At 68.1% G+C, this 23,534-nt stretch carries 21 protein-coding genes; 5 read left to right on the top strand and 16 right to left on the bottom strand.

Translation table 11 applies throughout. The features are described 5' to 3' along the window. Positions 1 to 253: 253 nt before the first annotated feature. Positions 254 to 922, top strand: coding sequence for a ribulose-phosphate 3-epimerase (gene rpe, locus IF64_RS0124060; protein WP_030534458.1), 669 nt, complete (start codon positions 254 to 256; stop codon positions 920 to 922). Positions 923 to 926: 4 nt separating this feature from the next. Here rpe and IF64_RS0124055 read toward each other — a convergent pair whose 3' ends face one another. Further along, positions 927 to 2,276 carry a DNA-binding protein gene (locus IF64_RS0124055; RefSeq protein WP_246134765.1) on the bottom strand — a complete coding sequence of 450 codons (1,350 nt, stop codon included), beginning with the start codon at positions 2,274 to 2,276 and terminating at the stop codon, positions 927 to 929. Positions 2,277 to 2,761: 485 nt separating this feature from the next. Here IF64_RS0124055 and IF64_RS0124050 point away from each other — a divergent pair, with 485 nt between their 5' ends. After that, the gene (locus tag IF64_RS0124050) at positions 2,762 to 4,156 is read left to right on the top strand and encodes a DNA-binding protein (protein WP_030534456.1); all 1,395 of its coding nucleotides are present in this window, start codon (positions 2,762 to 2,764) and stop codon (positions 4,154 to 4,156) included. Positions 4,157 to 4,214: 58 nt separating this feature from the next. After that, positions 4,215 to 4,616 (top strand): VOC family protein, encoded by a 402-nt coding sequence (locus tag IF64_RS0124045; RefSeq protein WP_030534455.1) that lies wholly within the window; start codon positions 4,215 to 4,217, stop codon positions 4,614 to 4,616. A 134-nt stretch (positions 4,617 to 4,750) separates the two neighbouring features. Here IF64_RS0124045 and IF64_RS0124040 read toward each other — a convergent pair whose 3' ends face one another. From IF64_RS0124040 to IF64_RS27340, 6 genes are all read right to left on the bottom strand, one after another. Continuing rightward, entirely contained in the window at positions 4,751 to 4,951 is a 201-nt protein-coding gene (locus tag IF64_RS0124040) for a hypothetical protein (protein ID WP_030534454.1), read from the bottom strand. A 93-nt stretch (positions 4,952 to 5,044) separates the two neighbouring features. After that, complete coding sequence (locus tag IF64_RS0124035) at positions 5,045 to 6,724, bottom strand: PQQ-dependent dehydrogenase, methanol/ethanol family (RefSeq protein ID WP_030534453.1); 1,680 nt, start codon at positions 6,722 to 6,724, stop codon at positions 5,045 to 5,047. 17 nt (positions 6,725 to 6,741) lie between these two features. Continuing rightward, positions 6,742 to 7,197: an MSMEG_3727 family PQQ-associated protein gene (locus IF64_RS0124030; protein WP_030534452.1), complete on the bottom strand. Its 456-nt coding sequence runs from the start codon at positions 7,195 to 7,197 to the stop codon at positions 6,742 to 6,744. A 284-nt stretch (positions 7,198 to 7,481) separates the two neighbouring features. Continuing rightward, positions 7,482 to 8,549 carry a sodium:proton exchanger gene (locus tag IF64_RS0124025; RefSeq protein WP_030534451.1) on the bottom strand — a complete coding sequence of 356 codons (1,068 nt, stop codon included), beginning with the start codon at positions 8,547 to 8,549 and terminating at the stop codon, positions 7,482 to 7,484. Positions 8,550 to 8,847: 298 nt separating this feature from the next. Further along, entirely contained in the window at positions 8,848 to 11,082 is a 2,235-nt protein-coding gene (gene katG, locus IF64_RS0124020; protein ID WP_030534450.1) for a catalase/peroxidase HPI, read from the bottom strand. A gap of 375 nt (positions 11,083 to 11,457) precedes the next feature. Beyond that, positions 11,458 to 11,628 carry a hypothetical protein gene (locus IF64_RS27340; protein ID WP_157575536.1) on the bottom strand — a complete coding sequence of 57 codons (171 nt, stop codon included), beginning with the start codon at positions 11,626 to 11,628 and terminating at the stop codon, positions 11,458 to 11,460. Between the two features lie 304 nt (positions 11,629 to 11,932). Here IF64_RS27340 and IF64_RS0124005 point away from each other — a divergent pair, with 304 nt between their 5' ends. Then, positions 11,933 to 12,400 (top strand): ribose-5-phosphate isomerase, encoded by a 468-nt coding sequence (locus IF64_RS0124005; RefSeq protein WP_030534449.1) that lies wholly within the window; start codon positions 11,933 to 11,935, stop codon positions 12,398 to 12,400. 149 nt (positions 12,401 to 12,549) lie between these two features. Here IF64_RS0124005 and IF64_RS0124000 read toward each other — a convergent pair whose 3' ends face one another. The 9 genes from IF64_RS0124000 to pqqB all read right to left on the bottom strand — a co-directional run bounded on the left by IF64_RS0124000 (position 12,550) and on the right by pqqB (position 22,763). Beyond that, positions 12,550 to 13,611 carry an HAD-IIA family hydrolase gene (locus tag IF64_RS0124000; protein ID WP_030534448.1) on the bottom strand — a complete coding sequence of 354 codons (1,062 nt, stop codon included), beginning with the start codon at positions 13,609 to 13,611 and terminating at the stop codon, positions 12,550 to 12,552. Positions 13,612 to 13,640: 29 nt separating this feature from the next. Beyond that, on the bottom strand, positions 13,641 to 14,672 hold the full coding sequence (locus tag IF64_RS0123995) for a fructose-bisphosphatase class II (RefSeq protein ID WP_084706075.1): 1,032 nt from the start codon (positions 14,670 to 14,672) through the stop codon (positions 13,641 to 13,643). A gap of 36 nt (positions 14,673 to 14,708) precedes the next feature. Next, a complete protein-coding gene (locus tag IF64_RS0123990; RefSeq protein ID WP_030534446.1) occupies positions 14,709 to 15,686 on the bottom strand; it encodes a class I fructose-bisphosphate aldolase in 978 nt (325 codons plus the stop codon). A gap of 61 nt (positions 15,687 to 15,747) precedes the next feature. Next, positions 15,748 to 16,788 carry a LysR family transcriptional regulator gene (locus IF64_RS25750; protein WP_246134766.1) on the bottom strand — a complete coding sequence of 347 codons (1,041 nt, stop codon included), beginning with the start codon at positions 16,786 to 16,788 and terminating at the stop codon, positions 15,748 to 15,750. Positions 16,789 to 17,219: 431 nt separating this feature from the next. Further along, the gene (pepN, locus tag IF64_RS0123980; RefSeq protein ID WP_030534444.1) at positions 17,220 to 19,766 is read right to left on the bottom strand and encodes an aminopeptidase N; all 2,547 of its coding nucleotides are present in this window, start codon (positions 19,764 to 19,766) and stop codon (positions 17,220 to 17,222) included. 3 nt (positions 19,767 to 19,769) lie between these two features. Further along, positions 19,770 to 20,885, bottom strand: a complete 1,116-nt coding sequence (gene pqqE, locus IF64_RS0123975) for a pyrroloquinoline quinone biosynthesis protein PqqE (protein ID WP_036877791.1) — start codon at positions 20,883 to 20,885, stop codon at positions 19,770 to 19,772. Positions 20,886 to 20,890: 5 nt separating this feature from the next. Next, positions 20,891 to 21,166, bottom strand: a complete 276-nt coding sequence (gene pqqD / locus IF64_RS0123970) for a pyrroloquinoline quinone biosynthesis peptide chaperone PqqD (RefSeq protein WP_030534442.1) — start codon at positions 21,164 to 21,166, stop codon at positions 20,891 to 20,893. A 2-nt stretch (positions 21,167 to 21,168) separates the two neighbouring features. Further along, entirely contained in the window at positions 21,169 to 21,861 is a 693-nt protein-coding gene (pqqC, locus tag IF64_RS0123965) for a pyrroloquinoline-quinone synthase PqqC (protein ID WP_030534441.1), read from the bottom strand. After that, a complete protein-coding gene (gene pqqB, locus IF64_RS0123960; protein ID WP_030534440.1) occupies positions 21,858 to 22,763 on the bottom strand; it encodes a pyrroloquinoline quinone biosynthesis protein PqqB in 906 nt (301 codons plus the stop codon). Before pqqB ends, pqqC begins: the two co-directional genes overlap by 4 nt. A gap of 564 nt (positions 22,764 to 23,327) precedes the next feature. Between pqqB and IF64_RS0123955 the strand changes: the two genes are divergently transcribed. Beyond that, on the top strand, positions 23,328 to 23,534 hold a 207-nt coding region (locus IF64_RS0123955; protein WP_030534439.1), incomplete at its 3' end, for an orotidine 5'-phosphate decarboxylase / HUMPS family protein.

Raw genomic sequence — 23,534 nt, 5'->3', positions numbered from 1 at the left:
CAACTTGTCCGGATGCGCCGCCTTCACCGCACTCACCGCAGAAATCCCCGCCGACTTCACCAACGGAGTCCCCAACTCCAACACATCCACGTACTCGGCGACCTGCCCCGGAAAACCGACCCCACAACACTCACCCACCACCACCAAAACCCACAACAACCACCACATAAAAAACCCCAACACCCCAATACAAGAAACCAATAAGCGAAGAGTCAGAATGTTCTCTATCGTCGGGGACGTGGCTCATCATCCGTTGATAGCTCCGTCCATTCTTTCCGCCGACTTCGCACGGCTGGCCGACGAGGTGGCCGCCGTCGAGGGGCCTCCCGGACGTGGAGCGGACTGGTTGCACGTCGACGTGATGGACGCGCATTTCGTGCCGAATCTGACCCTGGGACTTCCGGTGGTGAAGTCACTGCTGGCCGCCACCGACGTCCCGCTGGACTGTCACCTGATGATCGAGAACCCGGATCACTGGGCGATCGGTTACGCCGAATCCGGCGCCTACAACGTGACGGTGCACGTCGAGGCGGCAGCGGATCCCGTGGCGTTGGCGCGGAATCTCCGTGCCGCAGGCTCGAAAGCGGGTCTGGCGATCAAGCCGAACACCCCGCTCGAGCCCTACGTCGAGGTGCTCAGGAGCTACGACACGCTGCTCGTGATGTCCGTGGAACCGGGCTTCGGCGGCCAGAAATTCATCGCCGACGTGCTCGGCAAAGTGCGCACGGCACGCACGATGGTCGACACCGGGCACCTGAATCTCGTCGTGGAGATCGACGGCGGCATCAACGCCGACACGATCGAACAGGCCGCCGAGGCCGGCGTCGACTGCTTCGTGGCGGGATCCGCCGTCTATGCGGCCGACGATCCGGCGCGTGCGGTCGAGGACCTGCGCAGCCAGGCACGCGCCCGTACGTCCTGAGCGCTCACACGCCGAGCATGCGGCGCAGTTCCGGAGCGTGGCGCCGCGAGACCGGGACGAACTCGTGCGAACGCGAATCCGTGATGAGGAACAGTTCGCCCTTGATTCCACGCTCGAGCTCGGCCACCCGCCGGAGGTTGATCAGGAAACGCCGATGCACTCGGCGGAACCCGTAGGGCGCCAGTGATCGCTCGACGTTGTCCAGCCCACGCGTCGACGCCTGGATCCTGCCGCGCTCGGTCACGAGCCACACGATGTTGCGGTCGGCCTCGGCGTAACGGATCTCCGTCGGGGCGAGCAACACCAGACGATCGTTGCGGATCCCGACGATGCGCTGCGGCATCGCGGCAGCGGCGGGTTCCGTTGCGCCGTCGTAGGCTTCGCCCTCCTGCATCCCGAAGAAGCACAGCATGCCGACGGTGCGGTCCGAATCGGTGACCGGCTGCAACGTCACGGGCGTTTCCTCGTCGCCGGGACCCACCGGCAGCATCGCGTATCCGCTCCACTGCGCGGGTTCCCGCGCCCGTTCCTTCGCCCACCGCACGACATCGGCAAGTCCAGGGATGTCCGGGGTCCATCGCTGGGCTGGCTCGAGCGCGCCCGTCAGGACCGGGCTCTCGCTCGCCAGGCCGAGCAGTGACGCAGCGGCCTCGTTGGCCGCGACCGCGTTGCCACCGCGGTCCATCGCCATGACCGGAACACCGACCTCGCCGGACTTCTTGTTGAACTCGGCCCACACCTTGTCGGTCTCGTACATGGCACGCCGGTAGATCTCCTTCTCGACGCACCGCGCCGCCTCGATCAACCATGACGGGGTCAGCGGGGACAACGACGCGTTCCACCGCGAGATGTTGATCGAGGCCACCGGCGTCGAGGTCACCACGTCGCGGATGGAGATCCCCGCACAGGCCCACCGGTGGAAGGCCTCGCACCAGTGTTCCGGTCCCGTCACGGTCACCGGGCCGGACACCTCGAGCGAGGTGCCCATGCCGTTCGTACCGGTGCTGTCCTCCGACCACGACGACCACGGCGCAAGGTTGTGCAGCTCGGCCCTGCGCTGTGCGGCCGGATCACCCCACGAGCCGAGTACGCGTCCGTCACCGTCGGTCACGGTGACGACGGCACCGTCCTGCTCGACCTCCCTGCCAGCCAACGCTCCGAGCCCACCGAGGGTTGTGAAGATGACGCCGTTGTCGAGGCGCTGAATGTCCTCGCACCGTGCGCCCGGTGCGACGTCGAGGGAACGGTCGACCTCGTAGCGGTCCCGGCACCGGTACCACGAAGCCAAGATCTCGGGACGGACGCCTGCCACCACATCCTCACCGGCTGCGAAGCTCTCCCACGCGCGAGCCACTTCCGTCGAGGAAACGGGTTCGGGCGAAACCGCGGGGCCGGAAGAGCCGTTGGCTGCGCCCACGATGTGAGGACGTCGACTCGGTGCGATCGCCAGCGGCGGCAAGCCTCCAGCCATGGTGACCTCCTTGTCATCCACCGTCCCCGACCGGTCGTGAGAACCGAATCACGGCCGGTGACGGACAGCACAGTTTAACGTCGCCGGCCGTGCGTCCTCAAGGAACACGAAGACTATGCATGCTTCTGCCCTAGTGTTCAGACCGCGCCGTTCCGGCTGCGACAGCCACCGGTGAGCGCCGTATCCGGACCGCTCGTAGGGCATTCGCCCGCAGTCATCCCAGTTCGCTTGCCCGTGAATCGAGCGCAGATCTAGGTTGCGTCCGGCGGAGGCGACGTGGCCCGGCTCGGGAAACCGGACGCCGCGCGCACGGTCGCCGGCCCTGGCGTCATGCCACTCCGGCCGGCAACGGACCAAAGGCGGTCTTGATGACTGAAGCAGGCTGGCTCGACACCACATCTCCCCTCACCGACGACGCCACGGTGCGCCGCGCATGGGAACGATTCGTCCGCGGCGAGGACGATCTCCGCGGAGTGCGCCCCGAGGTGGCGATCTCCTGGCAGCGATGCCGGGATCAGCACGGTGTCGATCCGCACCTGACCGAGGCGCCGGCGGCCGTCACCCAGGTCGACCACGCCCTCGAACACGACGTCGTGATCGCCGAACTCGGCTTCCGCGCGGCCTCACTGGCACACGAGGTCGGCAACATCGGCGGCATCGTGACCATCACCGACGGAGCCGGTCGGGTACTGGCCCAATGGGGTGACCAGGGCACGCGGAACGTCGCGGCGAAAGCCAATCTCGCTCCGTGGTTCTGCTGGGCCGAGGGCGCGACCGGCACGAACGGCATGGGCACGGCCTTGCTGTCCTACACCCCGGTGCTGGTCCGCAGGGCCGAGCACTGGTGCGAGGCGTTCCACGACTGGACGTGCGGTGGCGTGGCGATCAGGGACGTGGTGACGCGGAATCCGGTCGCGGCACTCAACATCTCGTGCTGGCGCAGCGATCTTCCCGCCGCGGCAGGAACCTGGCTCGGCAACGTCGCCAAGATGACCCAGCGCATTCTGCGTGAGCGCGCACAGAACGACGGCGCCGAGCTGATCGCGGCCTACAGTCAGGCACGCGCAGGCTCGAAAGTGCCGCTCGCGGCGGTGGATCCCGCGGGCAAGGTGGTGCTCGCCGACGACACGGCCGCGGTGCTCCTCGGAATTCCGGGATCCACTCCAGCCTCGGATCCCGCGGTGCGATGGAAACCGGAACTGCCGGAATTCATCGGCGCTGCCCAGTATGCCGCGAAACAGGCGACGAACAATCCGGACTGGGTCGGTTCCACCCAGATCTTCACGCGGCTCGCCAACGAACCGACGTCGGTCGCATTCCGGCCGGTCTTCCGCTCCGGCCATCTGTTCGGCAACCTCGTCTCGTTCGGCCTGACCGAGGGTGACCCACTGCCCCACGCGCCCAGCGAAGGCGTCACGCGCGCACACCCACAGCGGCTCGTCGGCACGCGGGAGAACCGCATGGTGCTGCTGCGCCTGCCCGAGGTGTCGTTCGCGCAGTCCGACGGCAGCGACGTGTGGCTCTCGACCGACCAGGGACGCCTGCGCGCCGCGTCCCCGGGACTCGACAAGCTCGAGACCGAGCTCAGCAGTTCCGGCTTCCTGCGCGTGCACCGGCAGTACGTGGTGAACCTCAGCCGCATCCGCGAGGTCGAACGCCGGATCAAGGGCGAACTGTGCCTCGTGATGGACGACGAGGACAACACGATGGTGCCCGTTTCCCGCAGGAACACCCCGGCGGTACGGCAACTGCTGGAGATCTGACCCGTCGGCGAGAGCCGGCAGCACGACGACCCACCGCCCACCACGAAGGAGATTCCGCATGACGTTCCCCGGCCTGCAGCACGTCGCGATCACCGTGAGCGATCTCGAACGCAGCACGGCGTGGTACTCCGCGTTGTTCGGCACCGAGCCCGTTCTGGACGAGGACGAGGAGGGCGGCCGGTTCCACCACGCCGTCTACGCCCTCGGCGGAGGAGCACTGTTCGGTCTGCACACCCACCAGGGCCGCGAGTCCCGTGATCGCTTCTCCGAGGAACGTACCGGTCTCGACCACATCGCCTTCGGCGTCGGATCACACGACGAACTCGAGCGATGGGCACAGAAGCTCACCGAACTGGGCATCGAACACGACGGCATCAAGAAGGCGCACTACGGCAGCGGAGTGTCCTTTCGGGACCCGGACAACATAGCACTCGAGTTCTTCGCCGCGCCGGAGAGCTGACGCCGGCTGATCCCGGCGACATGAGCGAAACCCGGTGCCTCGGCCGTGGCCGGAGCACCGGGTTCTCCGCGTTCGTCAGTGCCCGTCAGTGTTCTGGGCGTTCGTCAGTGTTCGTGGGCGTTCGTGGGCGTTGGTCAGCCCCGGAACTTGTGCACCTCGCACGCGCAGTACATCAGACCGCACGTGAAGCAGGCCGGTTTGCCGACGCACTGGATGCACGGTCCGCACTGCACCGGTTCGCTGTGCCGCGCCAGGTCCTCGGGCTCGTAGGAATCGCCGCAGAACGGACACGACAGCCGTTCGGTGTCGGCGCCCTGAGAGGGCGACTGGTTCATCGGATCACCCGCTGTCCGCGTCTCGTACGAAAGCACCCGTTCGGTGATCGCCGGCGCCATCACCGGCGTCGGCGATCACCGAACGGGCAGGTGTCACAGGCAGAAGGTGATCAGCGAAGCACCCTTACCTTGACCGGACATGCCGGGAACGATGCCTTCGAGCCAACCACCCCAGCCGACCGGCACCGTGACGTACTGCTTGCCGTCGACGGTGTAGGTACTCGGGCTGCTGTGGTGGCCGCTGCCGCACTGGAACTTCCAGAGCTCCTCACCGGTCTCGGCGTGGAGCGCCAGGAACTCGCCCGTCGGCGTACCCGCGAACACCAGGTTGCCCGCGGTGGTCAACGTCGATGCAGCCATCGGCACGTTGAGGCGGTAGCGCCACTTCTCCTCACCGTGCGAGTCGAAAGCGCTGATCGAGCCGGCCATGTTGTCGACGTCGACCTCCACGGCGGCACCCCAGTAGGGCATGCCTTCCTTGAACTCACGTCGACGTCGCGTCGCGGTGGCACCCACGTCGGCCACCGGGACGTAGAACAGGTCGTGCTCCGGGTGGTACGACGCGTGCGTCCATTCCTTCGCACCGGCCGGGCCGGGGAAGAAGTGGCACGGCTCGCCTTCCTTGTCCGGGTACTTGCGCGGCATGAACTTGCCGTCGCGGGTGATGGCACCCCAGTCGATCCGGTCGACGAACGGCGTCACGTGCTGCAGTTCGCCATTGGTGCGATCGAGGACGAACATGTACCCGTTCTTGTCGAAGTGGGCCAACAGTTTCTTGCCGTCCCGCTCGAACAGGGTCATCTCCATCGTGGAGTCGTAGTCCCACAGATCGTGCGGCGTGAACTGGTAGTGCCACTTGATCTCGCCGGTGTCGACGTCGAGCGCGACGACGCTGTCACTGTAGAGGTTGTCGCCCTGGCGGACCTCGCCGTCGAAGTCCGGGGCCGGGTTTCCGGTGCCCGCGTAGTAGAGATTGAGCTCCGGGTCGTAGGTGCCGGTGACCCAGTGGTTCGCTCCGCCCCGCTGCCAGGCCTCGCCGTCGGCGGGCCAGGTCTCCGAGCCGGGCTCGCCCGGCTTCGGCACGGTGTAGGTGCGCCAGCGCTGCTCCCCGGTCTCCAGGTCCCAGCAGTCGATGTGCCCGCGAACGCCGAACTCACCGCCTGCGGATCCGGTGATGAGGGTGTCCTTGACGACCAGCGGGGCGAGCGAGGCGCTCTCGCCGGCACGCACGTCGCCGATGGTCTTCTGCCACACCTTCTCGCCGGTACGGGCGTCGAGCGCCAGCAGCTGGGCGTTCTGCGTGACCATGTAGACCTTGCCGTTGGCGACGGCACAACCGCGGTTGACGTTGGCACAGCACAACGTCACGTCGAACGGTACGGCGTGCTTGTACCGCCACAACTGCTCGCCGGTGACCGCGTCGAGGGCCCAGAGCAGACCGTCCCAACCGGTGACGAACATGACGCCGTCGACGACCAGCGGACACGCTTCGAACGCGTAGGTCGACGTGGAGGCCATCATGCCGGTCGCGCTCGACTGATGGATCCACGCGACCTTGAGGTTCTTGACGTTGTCGACGTTGATCTGATCGAGCAGGCTGTACCGCTTGCCGTCGTAGTCGCCGTAGTAGGTGATCCAGTTGTGCGACTCGCTCCGCGCCTGAAGGATGCGGGCGTAGTTGACATCGCGCGTCACATCCGGGGCGACATGCGGCATGCTGGAAAGCTGACTGTGATTGATCGCCTCGCCGGCATCGACGTATTCGATGGTCATGATTGGTTCCTTACCTTTCAGGGACGCGGCTGAGCGGGTCGGTCGAGCTTGGCTTCCGGCGGCACCTCGCCGCCCACCACGATGGCGGCGGTGAGTCCCCTGCCCTCGTCGTTACCGGCCGGCGAGCCGTACCAGTAGTAGCCAGGGCCGTCCAGCTCGAGCGTCGCGCGACCCTTCGAGTGGTTCAACAGACCGATGAACTTCCTGTCGCCGTTGTTCGGCAGCAGGCACGCGTGCGTGTTCTTGTCGTCGTTGATGATCGTCAACTCGACGGTCCCGGCGTGCGGCAGTAGCAACACCGCGGGTTCCCAGGACAGAGCGTCCTCGGGGATCCGGATGGTCGCTTCCATCGTCCCGTCGGGCCGTTCGCTCGCCTTCTCGATCGAGCCGGTTCCTAGCACGGCACCGATGGCCGCCCTGTTCTGTCCGCCGATTTCGTCCAGGAGCGCCTCGCGGTCCTCGGCAATCGTCACCGGACTTCACCTCCTTGTGAACTCGAAAATGACGTTGACTTACTGGATGTGCGGAACATGCCGCCTGCGAAATCCAGGCGCGGCACCTTGATCACAGACGTCGATCACGTTCGAATGTTGCCGCCGCGTCTGCAGGCGAATTCGACGCTACACGCGCGCAAGCCGATTCCCTATCCCCGACCACCGACGGGCTCTCCGGCACCGTTCCCCGGCGGGGAGATACCGTTCGTGCCAACGGATTTCCGAGAACCTTCGCCACCGGCATCACGACGCGCGCCGCCTTCCTAGTCCGATTCCACCGGAACGACACCCAGAAGGCCGAAACAGACGGCCCAGTACACGAGGTACAGACCGAGCAACACGACGCCGTGCCAGCGACGGAGATGGCCCGTGGAAAGGAAGTACGCCGACAGTGCGGTCAGCAGTAGCAACGCCGGCATGTGGACGGTGAACACGCTCGCGTTCACCACGAGACCGCCCGCCAGCAGGATGACGCCGAGCTTGCCGGTCACCGAGAACACCACGCTGCCGATCACGTTGGCCACACCGATCTCCGGTGCACCGCGGCGGGCGGGCTCCACGGTCAGGAAGATGTCCTCGATGGTGAGAACCAGAGTCGCGATCGTGGCACCGAAGAGCGTTCCCTCGAGTCCGTACTGGTCGAGAATTCCCTCGGTGCCCTCACCGGTGGCCCAGGCACCGGCCACCACACCGACCAGTGCGAGCACGGCCAGTCCCAGTCCGGCCCAGCCGCCCAGCTTGCGTGCCTCCGCGAACGGCATGGTGTCGGAGAAATCCCGCCCCTTCGGCGGTTCCTTCGTCGGAGGGGGCGACACGAGCGTCGCCGTCCCTCCTCCGCGTTCCCGCGCCGCGGCAAAGGATTCGTAGAGTTCGGCGTCGCGGAAGATCGGACGATCACCGCGGGACTCCCGTACCACCATGTACGCGAGGAACGCGCCGAACAGCAACAGCAACAAGATCCCGGTGGCGGGGTTCATCGGTGCGAACGCGACGAACCCGAAGACCGCCAGCGGACTGCAGGCGTAGAGGATCAGATAACTACGCGGGATGTTGATCTTCGTGGGTACCAACAGGGCCGCCAACGCGAGCACCACGCCGGGAAGCGACAGCGCGGTACCGAACACCAGCCCCAGCGCCGCACCGTCGAGGTCCTCCATGTTGAGCACGACCCCGAGCGCGACGTCGTCGAACTCGATACCGGTGAAGATGATGGCGAGCAAGAACAGCGATATCCGCAGTCCACTGGCCACCCCGACCAGATAGCCGACCAGTTTCTCGGCGCTGTAGATCAGAAGCGCGGCCCCGACGGCGAAAAAGGCGATTGATTCCATGACACCTCGAACTTCTTCGGTCTCGGCGAACGGAACTCACTCACCGAACGGCGAGCGCGCTCCCACCCTCGCGCCGGCTCAGCCGATGAGCAACGCTCGAGGCACCGGCGGCCGATACTGCGCAACCAGCGGTGGGCGAAAGGACACGAGCGGACAAGCCCCGCCGGACGCGCATTCGCGGGCCGATACCGGCATATCGCGCAATCGAATCCGGCCGTTCGGAGTAACACGACGAGGAAAAACTCGCCGCGGGTGCCGAAACGAATCCGGCGCCCGCGGCGAGTTCGAACCGCGCGGATCAGTGAAGGTCGAATCGATCGAGTTCCATGACCTTCACCCACGCGCCGACGAAATCCCGGACGAACTTCTCCTTCGCGTCGTCACACGCGTAGACCTCGGAGATCGCCCGCAGTTCGGAATTGGAGCCGAAGAGCAGATCGACCCGGCTCGCGAACCACCTGAGCTCCCCGGTGTCGCGATCGCGCCCCTCGTAGTTCTCCGGGCCGTGCCGGTCCGCACTCACGACCCATTCGGTGCCCATGTCCAACAGGTTGGCGAAGAAGTCGTTCGTCAACACCCCCGGCGTCGATGTCAGTACCCCGCCGCGGGAGCCGCCGTGGTTGGTGCCCAGCACCCGCATCCCACCGGTCAGCACCGTCATCTCGGGCGGGCTCAGGGTCAGCAGATCGGCCCGCTCGACGACGGCGTGTTCGGGTGGCAGCCGCAGGTTCGGCCCCACGTAGTTCCGGAAGCCGTCGGCCGCCGGTTCCAGGGCGCCGAACCACGCGACGTCGGTCCATTCCTGGGTCGCGTCACCGCGTCCGGGGCGGAACGGCACCTCGAGGGGGTACCCGCCCGCCGCGGCGGCGTGCTCCACCGCGGCACAGCCGCCGAGCACGATCAGATCGGCCATGGAGATGCGTTTCGTCCCGGTGCAGGAGGCGTTGAACCGCTTCCGGATCGTATCCAGGGCAGTCAGGACCGCACGCAGTTTCTCCGGCTCGTTGACCGGCCAACTGCACTGCGGTTCGAGACGGATCCGGGCCCCGTTCGCCCCACCGCGCTTGTCGGTGTCCCGGTACGTCGATGCCGACGCCCATGCGGTGGTGACGAGCTGCCCGACGGTGAGGCCCGAGGCGAGCAGTTCCCGTTTCAGTGCGGCGATGTCGGCGGCATCGACGAGTTCGTGGTCCGGCTCGGGGATCGGGTCCTGCCAGTGGAATCGCTCCTCCGGGACGAGCGGGCCCAGATAGCGGCGGACCGGGCCCATGTCGTAGTGCGTCAGTTTGAACCAGGCGCGCGCGAACGCGTCCTCGAACTCGTCCGGATGTTCCAGGAATCGGCGGGAAATGGCCTCGTAGGCCGGATCCTCCTGCAGCGCCAGGTCGGTGGTGAGCATGACCGGGTGGTGCTTGACATCGGGGTCGTACGGGTCCGGAACGGTACCGTCGCCCTGCCCGTCGCTCGGGATCCACTGCCACAGCCCGGCCGGACTGAGTTCGATGTCCCACTTGTACTCGAACAGGGTCTCGAAGAAGGTGTGGTCCCACGTGACGGGCGTCCGCGTCCACATGCCCTCGAGTCCGGTGGTCGTGGTGTCCGGACCCTTCCCGGTGCCGTGCGCGTTGGCCCAGCCGAGCCCTTGCGCGTGGAGCGGCGCCGCCTCGGGTTCGGGGCCGAGCTCGAGCACCGGGTCGACGTGACCGTGGGTCTTGCCGAACGTGTGCCCACCGGCGATCAGGGCGACCGTCTCCTCGTCGTTCATGCCCATCCGCCCGAAGGTCTGCCGGATGTCGCGCCCCGCGAGCACCGGATCGGGATTCGTGGCAGGACCCTGCGGGTCGACGTAGATCAAGCCCATCTCACTGGCGGCCAGCCCGTCGGCGAGCTCGCGGCGGCCGGTGTGGCGTTCGTCGGCCAGCCATTTGCGTTCCGGCCCCCAGTAGGTGTCGTCGGCCTCCCACACCTCGGCGCGACCGCCACCGAAGCCCAGCGTCCGGAAACCCATCGACTCCAGCGCGCGGTTGCCCGCGAAGACCATCAGATCGGCCCAGGAGATCTTGCGCCCGTACTTCTGCTTCACCGGCCAGAGCAGCCGGCGCGCCTTGTCCAGGTTGCGGTTGTCCGGCCAGCTGTTCAACGGGGCGAAGCGCTGCATTCCCGCCGCGGCACCGCCCCTGCCGTCGGCCATGCGGTAGGTACCCGCGGCATGCCAGGCCATGCGCAGCACCAACGGGCCGTAGTGCCCGAAGTCGGCAGGCCACCAGTCCTGCGGGGTCGTCAGCACCTCGTCGACGTCGCGGGCCAGCTCGTCGAGATCCACCGTGGCGAACTCCGCCGCGTAGTCGAATTCCGCGCCGAGGGGATCGTCGGAAGGGCCGTGCCGACGCAGTCTCGTGACGTCGACGCGATAGGGCCACCAGTCGTTGACGTCACCGCCTGCCGCCGGATGATTCCGGCTGCGGTCGGGACTGCCCTCGCTGAGCACCTTGTCGTACGTGCGGTAAACGTGAGTGTCGGGATTCTCCGGCATTGGTGTCCTCCCACATCGCACCGAGTGCGAGCACCTTGCTCGCCTCGACACTGCGCGCCTGACGGCCGGCAAACCCGCGACGTTCCGGCCGCTCATGGGCGGCGCGAGCTACGGCTGGCGCGAGCATGTGCGCGCGAGCTACCGTGCCGCGCAGGACCGGAGCGGTGAGCTGTAGCAGCGCGGTGAGCTGCAGCGCCGCAGTGAACTAGCGCGGTGAACTACAGCGGCGCGGTGAACTACAGCGCCCGCGAGCTACTGCGCCCGCGAGCTATTGCGTCCGGGCCCTCGTACCGACGGCACGGTGCTCACGGCGGGCCGTAGCCACCCGCCGTGAGCACACGAGTTCGAGAAAAAACGGTCAGTGCAACGCGGTCGTCAGCCTCGGTAGAAGTAACCCGTGGCCTCGGCGCACACCTCGACGACCGTGTATTCCGGCGTTTCCCACTGCATTGTGTCCTCCTCGTGTTCCGCATACCGGTTGACCGGACAGCATGTGTCGCCGACTCCGAGGTCAGCACCTCGAACCGGCAGGACGAGTTCGAGCATCCGCGAACGTTCGCAGCTTCTGCAACAGGGCCAGGACCAGTGGCCGGTAACCCGTGCCGAACGGAGGGAGGCGCGACATGATCGGAGCGCGGGGCGTCACCAGCGGAGCACCACCCGCCATCGCTCGAACGGAGCAGCCTGCACCACGGTGCCGACATGCACCGCCGGGTAGGGTTGTGTTCGGCCGGGTAGGCGCGCGAACCCCTTCACCCGAATCCTCGATTCCGCATCTCATAACGTCATTCAATGGCGGTCGAAGAACAGCAAATAACTCCACGAGCACCGCCGGAATTAGAATCGAGGGGTGCGAATCTACCTCGGATCCGACCACGCCGGTCTGGAACTCAAAGAACATTTCGCGAAACTTCTGCCCGTCCTCGGTCACGACATCGTCGACGTCGGGCCCGCGGTCTACGACGCCGACGACGACTATCCCCCGTTCTGCGTCGAGGCGGCGCGGCGCGTCGTGGCCCACGAGGGCAGCCTCGGCCTCGTCTTCGGCGGGTCCGGCAACGGCGAGCAAATCGCAGCCAACAAGGTTCCCGGCGCCCGCGCCGCGCTGGTGTGGAGTGTGGAAACCGCCAGGTTGTCGCGCCAGCACAACAACGCGCTCCTGGCCGCCGTCGGCGCCCGGATGCACACCACCGAGGAGGCCGAGCACATCGTGCAGGCCTTCCTCACCACCGACTTCGAGGGTGGCAGGCACCAGCGCCGGATCGACCTGCTGACCGAGTACGAACGCTCCGGCCAGCCGCCCGCGCTGCCCGGCTGAGCACCGGGGCGAGACCGACGCGCACGCCAGAGCACAACACGGACCCCGGAACCCGCCACACGAGCACCCCAGGGCGCAACACGAGCCCCTGAAAACGCAACACGGGCACCCCAGGGCGCAACACGGGCCCCTGGATCCGCAACACGCGCTTACGACGGACGGGCGAGGCCGAGCCGTCGTTCGATGTCCTTCCACGGGCCTACGTCGCCCGAGACGGTTCGTCCCGCGTCGCGTGCGGCCCAGGCGGTGGCGACCACGGCCTGCAGCACGGCGTTGTTCTCGGCGCCCGGACCGGCGGTCGGTGGGAGCCGGGGAACCCCGTCCGGCCCGAGTTCGAGCAGGTCGGCCGCAGGCGATGCGAGCACCGGCAGCCCCGGCTCGAGCAGACCGCCGAGGTCGGCGGCGACGTACGTCGGACGCAGTGGCCGTTCCGCCATCGCGAGGTCCCGAAGTCTGGACGAACCGCTCAGCACGAACAGCGAGTCGAGGCCGGCGGCGTTGGCACCTGCGATGTCGGTGTGCAGCAGGTCGCCGCACACCAGGGTGGCGTCCGGTTCGCTGCCGAGGCGGGACCGAGCCAGGTCGAACAGGGCAGCCTGGGGTTTGCCGACGACGTGCGGTTCGGCGTTGGTCGCCGTCTGCACCAGGGCCACCAGCGCACCGTTGCCGGGCGCCCTTCCGTACGGCGTCGGCAGCGTCCGGTCCAGGTTCGTGGCGACCCAGCACGCTCCGCCGTCGACGATCCGGCCGACGGCGGCGAGTTCGGTCCAGGTGACGTCGGCTCCCAGCCCCTGCACGACGGCCTCGACCGGAGCGTCGTCCAGTTCCGCGACACGGACCGGGGTCAGTCCCGCCTCGGTGAGTGCCTGTGCGACGCCCGGGCCTCCCACCGCGTACACGCGCGCACCGCGTGTCAGCCGCTGCGCCAGGTGCGCCGCTGCCGCCTGCGAACTGGTGATCACCGACCAGCCGCCCGGAGCCAGACCGAGGGCGCGGAGGTGGTCACCGACGTGTTCGGGTGGCCGGGACGCGTTGTTGGTCGCGAACACCACCGGAACGCGATCGGCCGTCAGCCGGGTGACGGTCTCCACCGCGTGCGGAACCGCCGTGGCGCCGCGGTACACCACCCCGTCGAGATCGCAGATGAGGCCGCGGTAGGAGGCGATGAGGGGATCGGCCCGGCCGGGCAGGACTGCGGTCTCGTCGCTCATGGATGTCGATGCTCCTCGTGCGTGCGGACTTACGCGGTGACGGCGGGCCGGTGCTCGGATCTGATCGACCGCACGGTGGCCGGGTCCGAACACATCACCGTCGAGTCGGTCGTCGTGCACTCCGGGCACCGGCCGACACCGCGCAACAGTTCGTTGCCGGTCACCCCGGTGGCACAGAACAGGATCCGGTCACCCCGCACCAGGTCCTCGGTGCGCAGCACCCGGTCCACGGCGTGATCCGTGGACTCGGGTGAGCCGGCACCTTCGGGCCGAAGGACCGCCTGCAGCGAGCCGCCCAGACACGACAGGGCGGCAGCGGCGAGGACACCGTCGGCACCGCTGCCGGTACCCAGCAACACGTCGATCGGGCTGTCGGGATGGGCTGCGGCCACGGCGCCCGCGATCTCGCCGCCCTCGAGCAGATGCACCCGCGCACCCGCCTCGCGGACGTCCTGCACGAGTCGCCGATGCCGCGGGCGGTCGAGCACGGCGACGGTCACGTCCGCCCGTGCCGAGCCCGTGGCGTCAGCGATCGCCCGCACGTTCTCCGCCACGGGCATCCGGATGTCGACGACGCCGGCGCAGGCGGCGCCGACGGCCAGCTTCTGCATGGACGTCTCCGGCTGCGGGGAGTACATCCCGCCGCGCTCGGTCACCGCGATCGCCGTGATCGCGTGCGGCACGTCCCTGGCCGCCGACAACGTGGCCTCCCCCGCCGCGATGCCGACGTCGCACTCCGGGCCGGTCCCGTCCCCGACGCCGATGCCCCTGGGCAGGACGGGCGAGCCGGCCGGCGGCTCGTCGCCGAGCACGACGACTCCCCGCATCGGCACACATCCGAGGTACTCGCGCACCGCCTCGGCAGCCGCCACCTCGCCCGCCCGGTCCGCGCCGTGCCCGACCCAGCGGCCCGCCGCGATCGCCGCCGCCTCCGTCACCCGAACCAGGTCGAGGGCCAACGCGTGGTCGCCGCCGCGGGCGGTACCGGACGAAACCGGTTCCACCCACGGCGCACCGACCCGGCCGGATCCTTCGCGGAGGTCGTACCGCTGACGTGTCATCGACAACCGTCCACTCGCACCGGACGACGTCGCCGATCAGCGAGCCGAGGCGTTCGCGACGGCTCGCTCGGAGAGCGCCTCCTGTGCGGCGGTCGCGTTGCCGGTCTCGCCCCGCCAGGTTTCCAACGCGGGACCGACCAACGCCCTGCCGAACGAGTAGGTGAGCTCCCAGGGAAGCGAGTCGATGTTCTGCATCGCCGCGAGGTTCTCGGTCGCGACCTCGGGACGCTGCCCACCGGACAGGAACGCGATGCCGGGCACGGAGGGCGGCACGGACGCGCGCAGCGCCTCCACCGTGGCGTTCGCGACGTCCTCGACCGAGGGCTGCTCCGCGCTCTCCGATCCGGCGACGACCATGTTCGGCTTGAGGACGATGCCGTCGAGCTGTACCTGCATGAGTTCCAGCTGGTCGAACACCGTCCGGATGACCGAGGTCGTCACCTCCTGGCACTTGGCGAGCGAGTGGGAGCCGTCCATCAGCACCTCGGGCTCCACGATCGGCACCAGGCCGCCCTCCTGGCACAGCCCGGCGTAGCGCGCCAGAGCGTGTGCGTTCGCGTGCACCGCACGCTTCGACGGCAGGGAGTCGCCGATGGTGATCACGGCGCGCCATTTGGCGAAGGTCGCGCCGAGGCGCGCGTACTCCTCGACCCGTTCCCGCAGACCGTCGAGCCCCTCGGTGATCTTCTCGCCCGGCGCGCCGGCGAGCGCCTTCGCGCCCGTGTCGACCTTGATGCCGGCGAGGATGCCGATGTCGTGCAGATACTCCGGGAACGTGCGCCCGTTGGACAGTTTCTGGTGGAACGTCTCGTCGGCGAGGATGATGCCGCTGATCGACTCGGCCAACTGCGGGGTCGTGACGATCAATTCGCGATACAACCGGCGGTTCTCCGCCGTCGCCTCGACTCCGACCTTCTCGAGCCGCGTGGACATCGTCCCGATGCTCTCGTCGGCGGCGAGGATCCCGCGCCTGTTGGAAACGAGCGTACGCGCGATCTTGTTCAGAACGGACATTGAGCTGTGATCCTCCTGGCTCGGTGCCGGCAATTCGGCAGGGTCACGGATTCTTCGGCCTTCAGGTCATCGTTTCCATGGACGAGGAACGCACGTACATGGTCTTGGCGGCGTTCGCCTCGGCGATCACGTCGCTGCCGAGGCCCGCGACACCGCCGACGGGCGGCAGCGGGCTTCCCTTCTTCGCCGCGATGTCCACCAGTTCGCGCGCATGGACCGACAGCGGCCCGCTCGCGGCCCACGCCGCGTAGATGGGTTTGGCCGGCATGTCGCACTCGAGGGCGACCCAGTGCAACCGGCCGTCCGCGAGTTCCGACCGCACGGTGGACACGTTCAGTACCGCCACGCGTTGCCCGCCCGCCAACGCGTGCTTGATCGCCTCGCTCGAGGGGAACTCGAGGTAGTTCCGCGGACCGCGCGTACCGCCGAGCAGATCCTCGGTGAACTCACGAATGGCCGATCCCCGTTCACGGACGACGAGCGGCGCATCCGCCAGCTCCTGCGTCGTGACCGGGCCCTGCCGGGTGGCCCACGGATGTCCCGATCCGACCACCACCGCCAGCCGGTCCTCGCAGATGTTCTGGACGATCATGTCCTCGCGCGACTGCATCGGCACGAGCCCACCGAACTCGCACCAGCCGTCGATGAAGGCGAGGTCGACGTGGCCGGCGCGGACCAGCTCGCGGAGCGAGTCGACCTTGCCGGTCTGCACCTCGACCCGCACCTCGCCGAACGCGGCACCACCGCGGCTCAGCCATTCGGGAATGAGGTTCTCCGCAATGCCAGGGCTACCGGCGAGGCGGAGACGTTGCGACTCCGACAGCGACGATCCCGACCCGAACTCGAGCAGCTCGCGCGCGGCATGCATCACGTTGCGGGCGTACTTGGCCAACATCCGGCCGTCCTCGGTCAGTTTGGAACCGGTCGGCGACCGCTCCAGCAACCGGATACCGAGCCGGCGTTCCATGGCGCTGAGCCGGATGCTCGCCGCGGGCTGCGACAGGCTGTGTGCCTGCGCCGCCTTCCCGACGCTGCCGTAGTCCTCGACCGACAGCAACAGATCCAGGTCCGCGAGCTGCGGCATCTTCGACGGAAGAACCACGATTCCACCTCTCGTTGCATCGGACGTCGCGGCACCGGTTGTCGCGATGGAGTGTTCGGCCGGACCGCCGGGGGATGCGACGTGCACCGGACCACCCGTGCGACGCCTCTCGGCCTTCGCGCATCGCCTGCAGGCCGAGGCGTGTCATGAGCCTGCACGGGCGGCGAAAGGACCGTCAATCGGTTGTGCACGAACGCGCCGCGCAGCGACACGAACGGTGGGAAGGCGACCACCTACGGGCCGGCCGGCGTACCGGATGGCGGGGAATCGCCTTTCCCCGCCCGATAATCCGGCTTTTCACCCTCGAATCGGCATCGATGCGGCACAGCCGGACCGTCCACGACGCCGTAGGTGCCGTTCGTCGCCGGAACACCGCCGCACGTTGCAGGCGAACGGGTGCCGAATTTCGGGCGATACGGCCGAATTCGGCGTCAGTACCGCGCAGCGGCCGCATCGCAGGCGCGTGCCGTGCGCATGACCAGAAGCTCCGCGCGTTCCTCCCGGATCACCTTCAGCACACTCTCGGGAAGCGGGCTGCGCGCGAGAAACCGGTCCGTCGCCTCGAGCACGCCCTCGTCGTCCTCCGTGAAACACGGGTACGACGCGCGCGCGAACGCCGACAGGAACTCGATCTCGGTGGTGCCGGCGAGGGACTCGAGTGTCTGCCAGTAACGGCCGGCGAACGGGGTGAGCACGGCCTCCTGGCCCGGTCGCCGCAACCCCGCCATGATCGCCTGCCGCTCGGCGAGCGAGTGGTCCCCGCCGAGCAGCCGCGACCACGCCTTCTCCTTGACGGTGGCCGACCGGCGCGCGGCCTCCGCCGTCAGGGCGTTCCGCCGCCCGTAGTCGCCGGTATCGGCATCCAGCGCGACGCCGAGCAGGTCGTCGATGTCGCCGCCGCTCTCGGCGATCCTGAGCACCGCCCGCCAGCGCAGGTCCGGATCCACCTCGAGGCCCGCCCACGGCGACCGTCCACACACGACGTCGGCGAGGAACCCGTGCTCGTCGGGCCCGACCACACCGACCAGGGCACGGGCCAGCACCAGTTGCCGGTCGCTCCCGGCACCGGCATCCGCGAGCTGCTCCCGCAGGCCGCGGGCCATCGCTTCGAGCGCGGCAGGCAGACGATCGCGATCGGCGTACACCCACAGGGCACGCGACGCGCGGTCCAGGAGCGCCTCCAGCACGCCCGCGTCGTGCTCCGACCCGGCGTGGGCGAGGACGGCGGAGGCGTAACCCCGTGCCGGAAGCCTGCCGTCCTGGACCTCGTCCCACAACGCGCCCCACACGACCGCGCGCGCCCGCGGATCGTCCACTGCGGACAGACTGCGAAGCGCCGTCTCCCGGGACCGCGGGTCGAGCCTGACCTTGACGTGCCCCACGGCGTCGGCGTTGGGAATCACCAGATCCGGTTCCGGATGTGCGAACGCGGCGAGGACCTCACCGCCACCGGACGGCTCGAGGTTGACCTGTACCGGCTCCCGCGGCACCAGCGCCGCGTCGCGGTCGTCGAACGCGGCGACCCGCAGCCTCAGGTACCGGGGTTCGACCCGCGGATCGGCCCGCTGCACCACGCGGACACCACCGGTGTCCCGATGTACGTCGACGGTGTTGATCCCGGGCCGCAGCAGCCATTCGTCCACCCAGCGGTCGAGGTCCTCCTCGGACTCCTGCCGCAGCGCGGCCACGAGGTCGTCGAGTCCGGCGTTGCCCCACGCGTGGGTACGCAGGTACGTCCGCACGCCCGCGACGAAGGTGTCCCACCCGACCCGCTCGGCGAGTTCGTGGAGCACCGCCGCGCCTCGGCGGTACACGATCGGGCCGAAGTTCGACCGCGCGGCGTCGGTGTCGGCCGTGCGGACCCGGATCGCATGGCTGGTGGGCAGTTGGTCGGCGCGACGCGCCAACGGCACGTCGACGTGGGTGAACGACGTCCAGCCCTCGCCGTAGGGCGTGGCCTCGGGCTGGGCGACGACCGCGAGCATCGTCGCGAACGCCTCGTTCAGCCACAGGTCGTCCCACCAGCGCATCGTCACGTAGTCGCCGAACCACATGTGCGCCATCTCGTGCATCAGCAGGGAGGCCCGCCTCCGCCGCGCGTCCTCGGTGACCCGGTATCGGAACAGGAATCGCTCGTTGAGTGTCACGCACCCCGGGTGTTCCATCCCGCCGAACGCGTACTCCGGCGCGAAGACGTGGTCGTACTTGCCGAACTGGTACGGCACGCCGAACAGCGCACCGAAGAAGTCGAGCCCCCTGCCGATCACGTCGAACAGCTCGGGCGCCTCGGCCGTGAGCTGCTCGTGGAGCGAGGGCCGCGCGTACAGCGCCATGGGCACGTCGCGGTGCCGGCGGCGCACGACCCGGAACGGTCCCGCGGCGAACGCCACCAGGTACGTCGGCAACGAGGGCGTGCGGGCGAACCGCCACGTGGCCGATCCGGCGTCCCCCACCGGCGCCGGATCGAGCGGATCGGTGTTCGAGACCACCACCCACGCCGGATCGACCGTGAGCGTCAGCTCCACCGTCGCCTTGAGATCGGGCTGGTCGAAGCACGGGAACACGGTGTGCGCGGAGAACGGTTCGAACTTGGTGTGCACGTAGACGTTGCCGTCGGCCGGATCGCGGAAATGATGCAGGCCCTCACCCGTGTGCGAGTACGCCGCGGCCCCCGATACCCGCACGGAGTTCCAGCCCTCGCACACGTCGATCCGGACCCGCCGTCCGTCGTGGGCGTCCGGATCGAGCAGGCTGCCGTTGCACTCCGCCGATTCGACCTCACCGGTGAAGTCGAGGTGGACGGGCGCGGCGGCCGAACTCGCGTGGAAGCGGATCAGCGTGCGCACCCCGAACGTCCGGTCCCCCAGGGTGAGATCGAGCGCGATCTCGTAGTGCACCCCGGAGATCACGGCCGATCGTGCGACGGCTTCGTCCTGCGTCAGCGAGTTCCGCACCGCGGTGCGCGGCTCACCGGCCATCCGTCACGACCTCCGCGCCGACACGGTCGGCCGCCGGTGGACGAGCTGCTGCGGGTCCGCTGTGGACTCGCCGGCACGGTCCGAACCGTTGGCACGTGCGAGGGAGTCCTCCACCAGATGGTGATCCGGCGAGTGGATGCACACCGGATCGGTACGTCCGGCATCACCGGTCAACGCGAACGCCTGACACCTGCAGCCGCCGAAGTCGAGTTCCTTGCGCGAACAACTGCGGCACGGATCGGGCATCCAGTCCGTGCCCCGGTACGCGCGAAACGCCGGGGATTCGGCCCAGATCCACTCCAGATCGTGCTCGCGCACCGACGGGAAATCCAACGTCGTGATCTCCTCCGCCACCGGACACGGGTACGCGCGCCCGTCCGGCGCGACGGTCAGCGCCGTCTGCGCCCACCCGCCCATGCACGGCTTCGGATAGGGCTCGTAGTAGTCGGGCAGGATCCAGAGCAGCTCCATCCGCCCGGCCAGTTCGGCCTTCCGGCGTTCGTACACCGCCACGGCCTCGTCCAGCTGGGACCTGCTCGGCAGCAACAGCTCGCGGTTCCGCAGTGCCCACCCGTAGTACTGGGTGTTGGCGAGCTCGAGCCGTTCGGCACCCCACGACACGCAGACGTCGATGATCGCGTCCAGCCGGTCGAGGTTCAGCCGGTGCAGGACGACGTTCATGTTCAGCGGAAGTCCGGCGTCGCGGATGGTCCGGGCGGCGGCCTCCTTCTTGTCGAACCGTTTGCTCGCAGCGACGAGGTTCGTCGATTCGGCGGTGTCCCCCTGGATGCTCAGCTGGGCGCTGTTGAGCCCCGCCTCCACGAGCGAGGCGGCCCGGCTCTCGGTGAGCCCGAGGCCACTGGTGATCAGGTTCGTGTACAACCCGAGTCCACGGCACTCGGCCACGAGCGTCTCCAGATCACCGCGCACCAGCGGCTCACCCCCGGAGAAGTGGACCTGCAGGACGCCGAGCTCGGCCGACTGCCTGATCACCCGCAGCCAGTCGTCGGTCCCGAGTTCGCTGCCGCGCTCGAACAACTCGACGGGGTTCGAACAGTAGACACAGTGCAACGGGCACTGATGCGTCACCTCGGCCAGCAAGCCGAACGGTCGCGGCATTCCGGTCATGTGACCATCACCCAGCCTCGTCCTCGCGCGTCCTTCAGGAAGGTCATGACGTCGTTCATCAGGTCGGTCGCTGCGAAGTCCTCCTCGAGCTGATCCACGACCTCCTGCACGGTCCGGTTGCCGTCACAGAGACTCAGGATCGCCGCCCCGGACTTGTTGAGCAGCACCACTCTCTCCGGCAACAGCAACAACTCCACGTCCCGGACGTCGTCGTGCCGGAGCATCGCCTTGCCGACCAACCGCGGTCTGCCTGTCAGTTCGGTCTCGTCCATCGTCAGCGCCCGCTGTAGGTGTGTTGGACCGCGTCCAGCAGGCTCCAGAGCACGTCGCACTTGAACTCCAGTGCGCGCATGCAGGCGTCCTGCTGCTCGGCCGTCGTCGCGTTCTCGAGCACGAGCTCGAGCAGGTGCGCGATGTCCTTGGGTTGTTGGGTGAGCCGTGCCCTGAAGTACTCGAGCCCGTCCGAGTCGATCCACGGGTAGTGCCGCTCCACGTCGGCGATCCGCTTGCTCAGCAGATCCGGCGCGAACAGCTCGGTCAGCGCGGAGGCCACCGACTCCAGCCACGGACTCCGGCGGCAGAAATCCACATAGGCGTCCACCGCGAACCGCACGCCGGGCAGCACCGATTCACCGTCGAGCAGCTCGCGGCGCGACAGGCCGACCGCTTCGCCGAGCCGGATCCACTTCTCGATCCCGCCCTCGTCACCGGTCCGGCCGTCGTGGTCGATGATGCGCTGGATCCACCGCCGCCGGTCGTCCCGGCCGGGAAGCTTGGTCAGGATGAACGCATCCTTCACCGGGAGGTTCACCTGGTAGTAGAACCGGTTCCGCACCCAGCCCCGAAACTCCTCTTCGGACAGTTCACCCGCGTGCATGCGGACGTTGAACGGGTGCAGATGGTGGTACCGCTCCTGTCCGATCGCACGCAACTGCTTCTCGAATTCCTCGGCCGAGCGAGTGTTCATACTTCCACCTCCAGGCCTGCCCGGCCGACCTCGATGCCCAGGTCGGTCAACCAGCGCCGCTCCTTGGAGTCCTCGTCGAGAACCGGGTTCGTGTTGTTGATGTGGGTGTAGATCTTCCGCCGTGCCCTCAGTGCCGCCAGGCGATGAGCCGATCCGTCCTCGCCGCTGACCGGCATGTGCCCCATGGAACGTCCCGTCCGGCCGCCTGCTCCCCGAGCCGACATCTCGTCGTCGGTCCAGAACGTGCCGTCAACGAACACGCAGTCGGCCGACGCGACCTGCTCGGCGAAGTTCTCGTCCCACCGCGGCAATGTCGGCGCGTACACGGCCGTTCCGCCCGTCCCGGTGTCCTCAAGGCGGTATCCCACCTCCCATGCGGACCGGTCGGCGGAGGGCCCGGGCGGGGCACCGACGTACCGGGGGGCCTTGGATCCGGTCAGGAAGGCGGTGACGCGCAGCCGATCGTCGAGTTCGACGGGTTCGTCCACGTCGACGACCGACCACGAGATCTCCGCGTAGTCGCTGAGCAGACCTCGAATCGGAAACGTCCGGTTCAGCGCGTCCAGCACCGGATAGGTGCCGTACACGGTCAACGACGACTCCTCACGCAGCATGAGCAGGCCGATGGTGTGGTCGAACTCCGCGTCGGTCAGCAACACGCCTGCGACCGGGGTCTGCCGCACGCCCGGACCGGGATGCAGTGCGCTGTCCGCCGCGATCTGGTGGTGGACGTCCGGGGTCGCGTTCAGCAGGAACCACCGTTCGCCATCGCCGGACACGGCGATCCCGGCGTGCTTCGTCGCGAGATCAGGGCTCTTGCGCGCCTTGTCACACCCTTCGCAGGCGCAATTCCATTGCGGATAACCTCCGCCTGCCGCAGCTCCTAAGCAATGAATAAACACCGCGAGACAGCAGCCCTTCAGAAACGGCGGAGCAGGGACGGAAAACGACAACTGACGTCGACCGGTTCACGAGCGTGCCGCCGCATGGCGTCCTCCTTGCATTCGGTCGCCCGCGACGGCCGCGGAATGCAGGCCTCGTCGCCGGCGGAGGGGTCGAGGCGGAGCGGCCGGGTTCGTCGCTCTGCGCTCGGCTTTCCGCCTTCCAGCTTGTTGATCCGCACCCACCCTGGCAACGGATCATGCATGACCGGGGACGAATCGCTGACGAACGGTGGGCACGCCGCCACCGGCGGGACCGTCCCGACGCGGCGGCATCATTCGAGGTCGAGGCCTGCGCACGTCGACCGGTTACGCCAACCGTGGGTACCACCGCCACCCGTAGGCGCGAAAGGCGGGTGCGGACCGTCCACGTCGGCCGCACCCGCCCGTACCCGGCAGCACCACACGTCACCGCGTGCGGACGCCATCCCAGTGTGCCCCGCGACCACGCCGATTGGTTTCTTGTATTGGGGTGTTGGGGTTTTTTATGTGGTGGTTGTTGTGGGTTTTGGTGGTGGTGGGTGAGTGTTGTGGGGTCGGTTTTCGTTTTTGGGAAAGGGGTTTGTTGTGCGGTTGCAGGTGGCGATGGATGTGTTGGATCTGCCGTCGGCGTTGACGTTGGCGGGGCAGGTTGCCGAGTACGTGGATGTGTTGGAGTTGGGGACTCCGTTGGTGAAGTCGGCGGGGATTTCTGCGGTGAGTGCGGTGAAGGCGGCGCATCCGGACAAGTTG

The organism is Prauserella rugosa (assembly GCF_000719975.1).
Classification (GTDB): Bacteria; Actinomycetota; Actinomycetes; order Mycobacteriales; family Pseudonocardiaceae; genus Prauserella; species Prauserella rugosa.
This window is presented reverse-complemented; position numbering and strand designations above follow the sequence as displayed.

What these genes read in the sequence shown, in the direction of transcription:
- katG (WP_030534450.1), bottom strand. Translation starts at nt 11,082, where the DNA reads ATGCCGGAGAATCCCGACACTCACGTTTACCGCACGTACGACAAGGTG.
- IF64_RS0124025 (WP_030534451.1), bottom strand. Translation starts at nt 8,549, where the DNA reads ATGGAATCAATCGCCTTTTTCGCCGTCGGGGCCGCGCTTCTGATCTAC.
- IF64_RS0124000 (WP_030534448.1), bottom strand. Translation starts at nt 13,611, where the DNA reads ATGAGCGACGAGACCGCAGTCCTGCCCGGCCGGGCCGATCCCCTCATC.
- IF64_RS0124040 (WP_030534454.1), bottom strand. Translation starts at nt 4,951, where the DNA reads ATGAACCAGTCGCCCTCTCAGGGCGCCGACACCGAACGGCTGTCGTGT.
- IF64_RS0123995 (WP_084706075.1), bottom strand. Translation starts at nt 14,672, where the DNA reads ATGACACGTCAGCGGTACGACCTCCGCGAAGGATCCGGCCGGGTCGGT.
- pepN (WP_030534444.1), bottom strand. Translation starts at nt 19,766, where the DNA reads ATGGCCGGTGAGCCGCGCACCGCGGTGCGGAACTCGCTGACGCAGGAC.
- IF64_RS27340 (WP_157575536.1), bottom strand. Translation starts at nt 11,628, where the DNA reads ATGCTCGAACTCGTCCTGCCGGTTCGAGGTGCTGACCTCGGAGTCGGC.
- pqqC (WP_030534441.1), bottom strand. Translation starts at nt 21,861, where the DNA reads ATGAACACTCGCTCGGCCGAGGAATTCGAGAAGCAGTTGCGTGCGATC.
- pqqE (WP_036877791.1), bottom strand. Translation starts at nt 20,885, where the DNA reads ATGCCGCGACCGTTCGGCTTGCTGGCCGAGGTGACGCATCAGTGCCCG.
- IF64_RS0124045 (WP_030534455.1), top strand. Translation starts at nt 4,215, where the DNA reads ATGACGTTCCCCGGCCTGCAGCACGTCGCGATCACCGTGAGCGATCTC.
- pqqD (WP_030534442.1), bottom strand. Translation starts at nt 21,166, where the DNA reads ATGGACGAGACCGAACTGACAGGCAGACCGCGGTTGGTCGGCAAGGCG.
- IF64_RS0124035 (WP_030534453.1), bottom strand. Translation starts at nt 6,724, where the DNA reads ATGACCATCGAATACGTCGATGCCGGCGAGGCGATCAATCACAGTCAG.
- IF64_RS0123990 (WP_030534446.1), bottom strand. Translation starts at nt 15,686, where the DNA reads ATGTCCGTTCTGAACAAGATCGCGCGTACGCTCGTTTCCAACAGGCGC.
- IF64_RS0124050 (WP_030534456.1), top strand. Translation starts at nt 2,762, where the DNA reads ATGACTGAAGCAGGCTGGCTCGACACCACATCTCCCCTCACCGACGAC.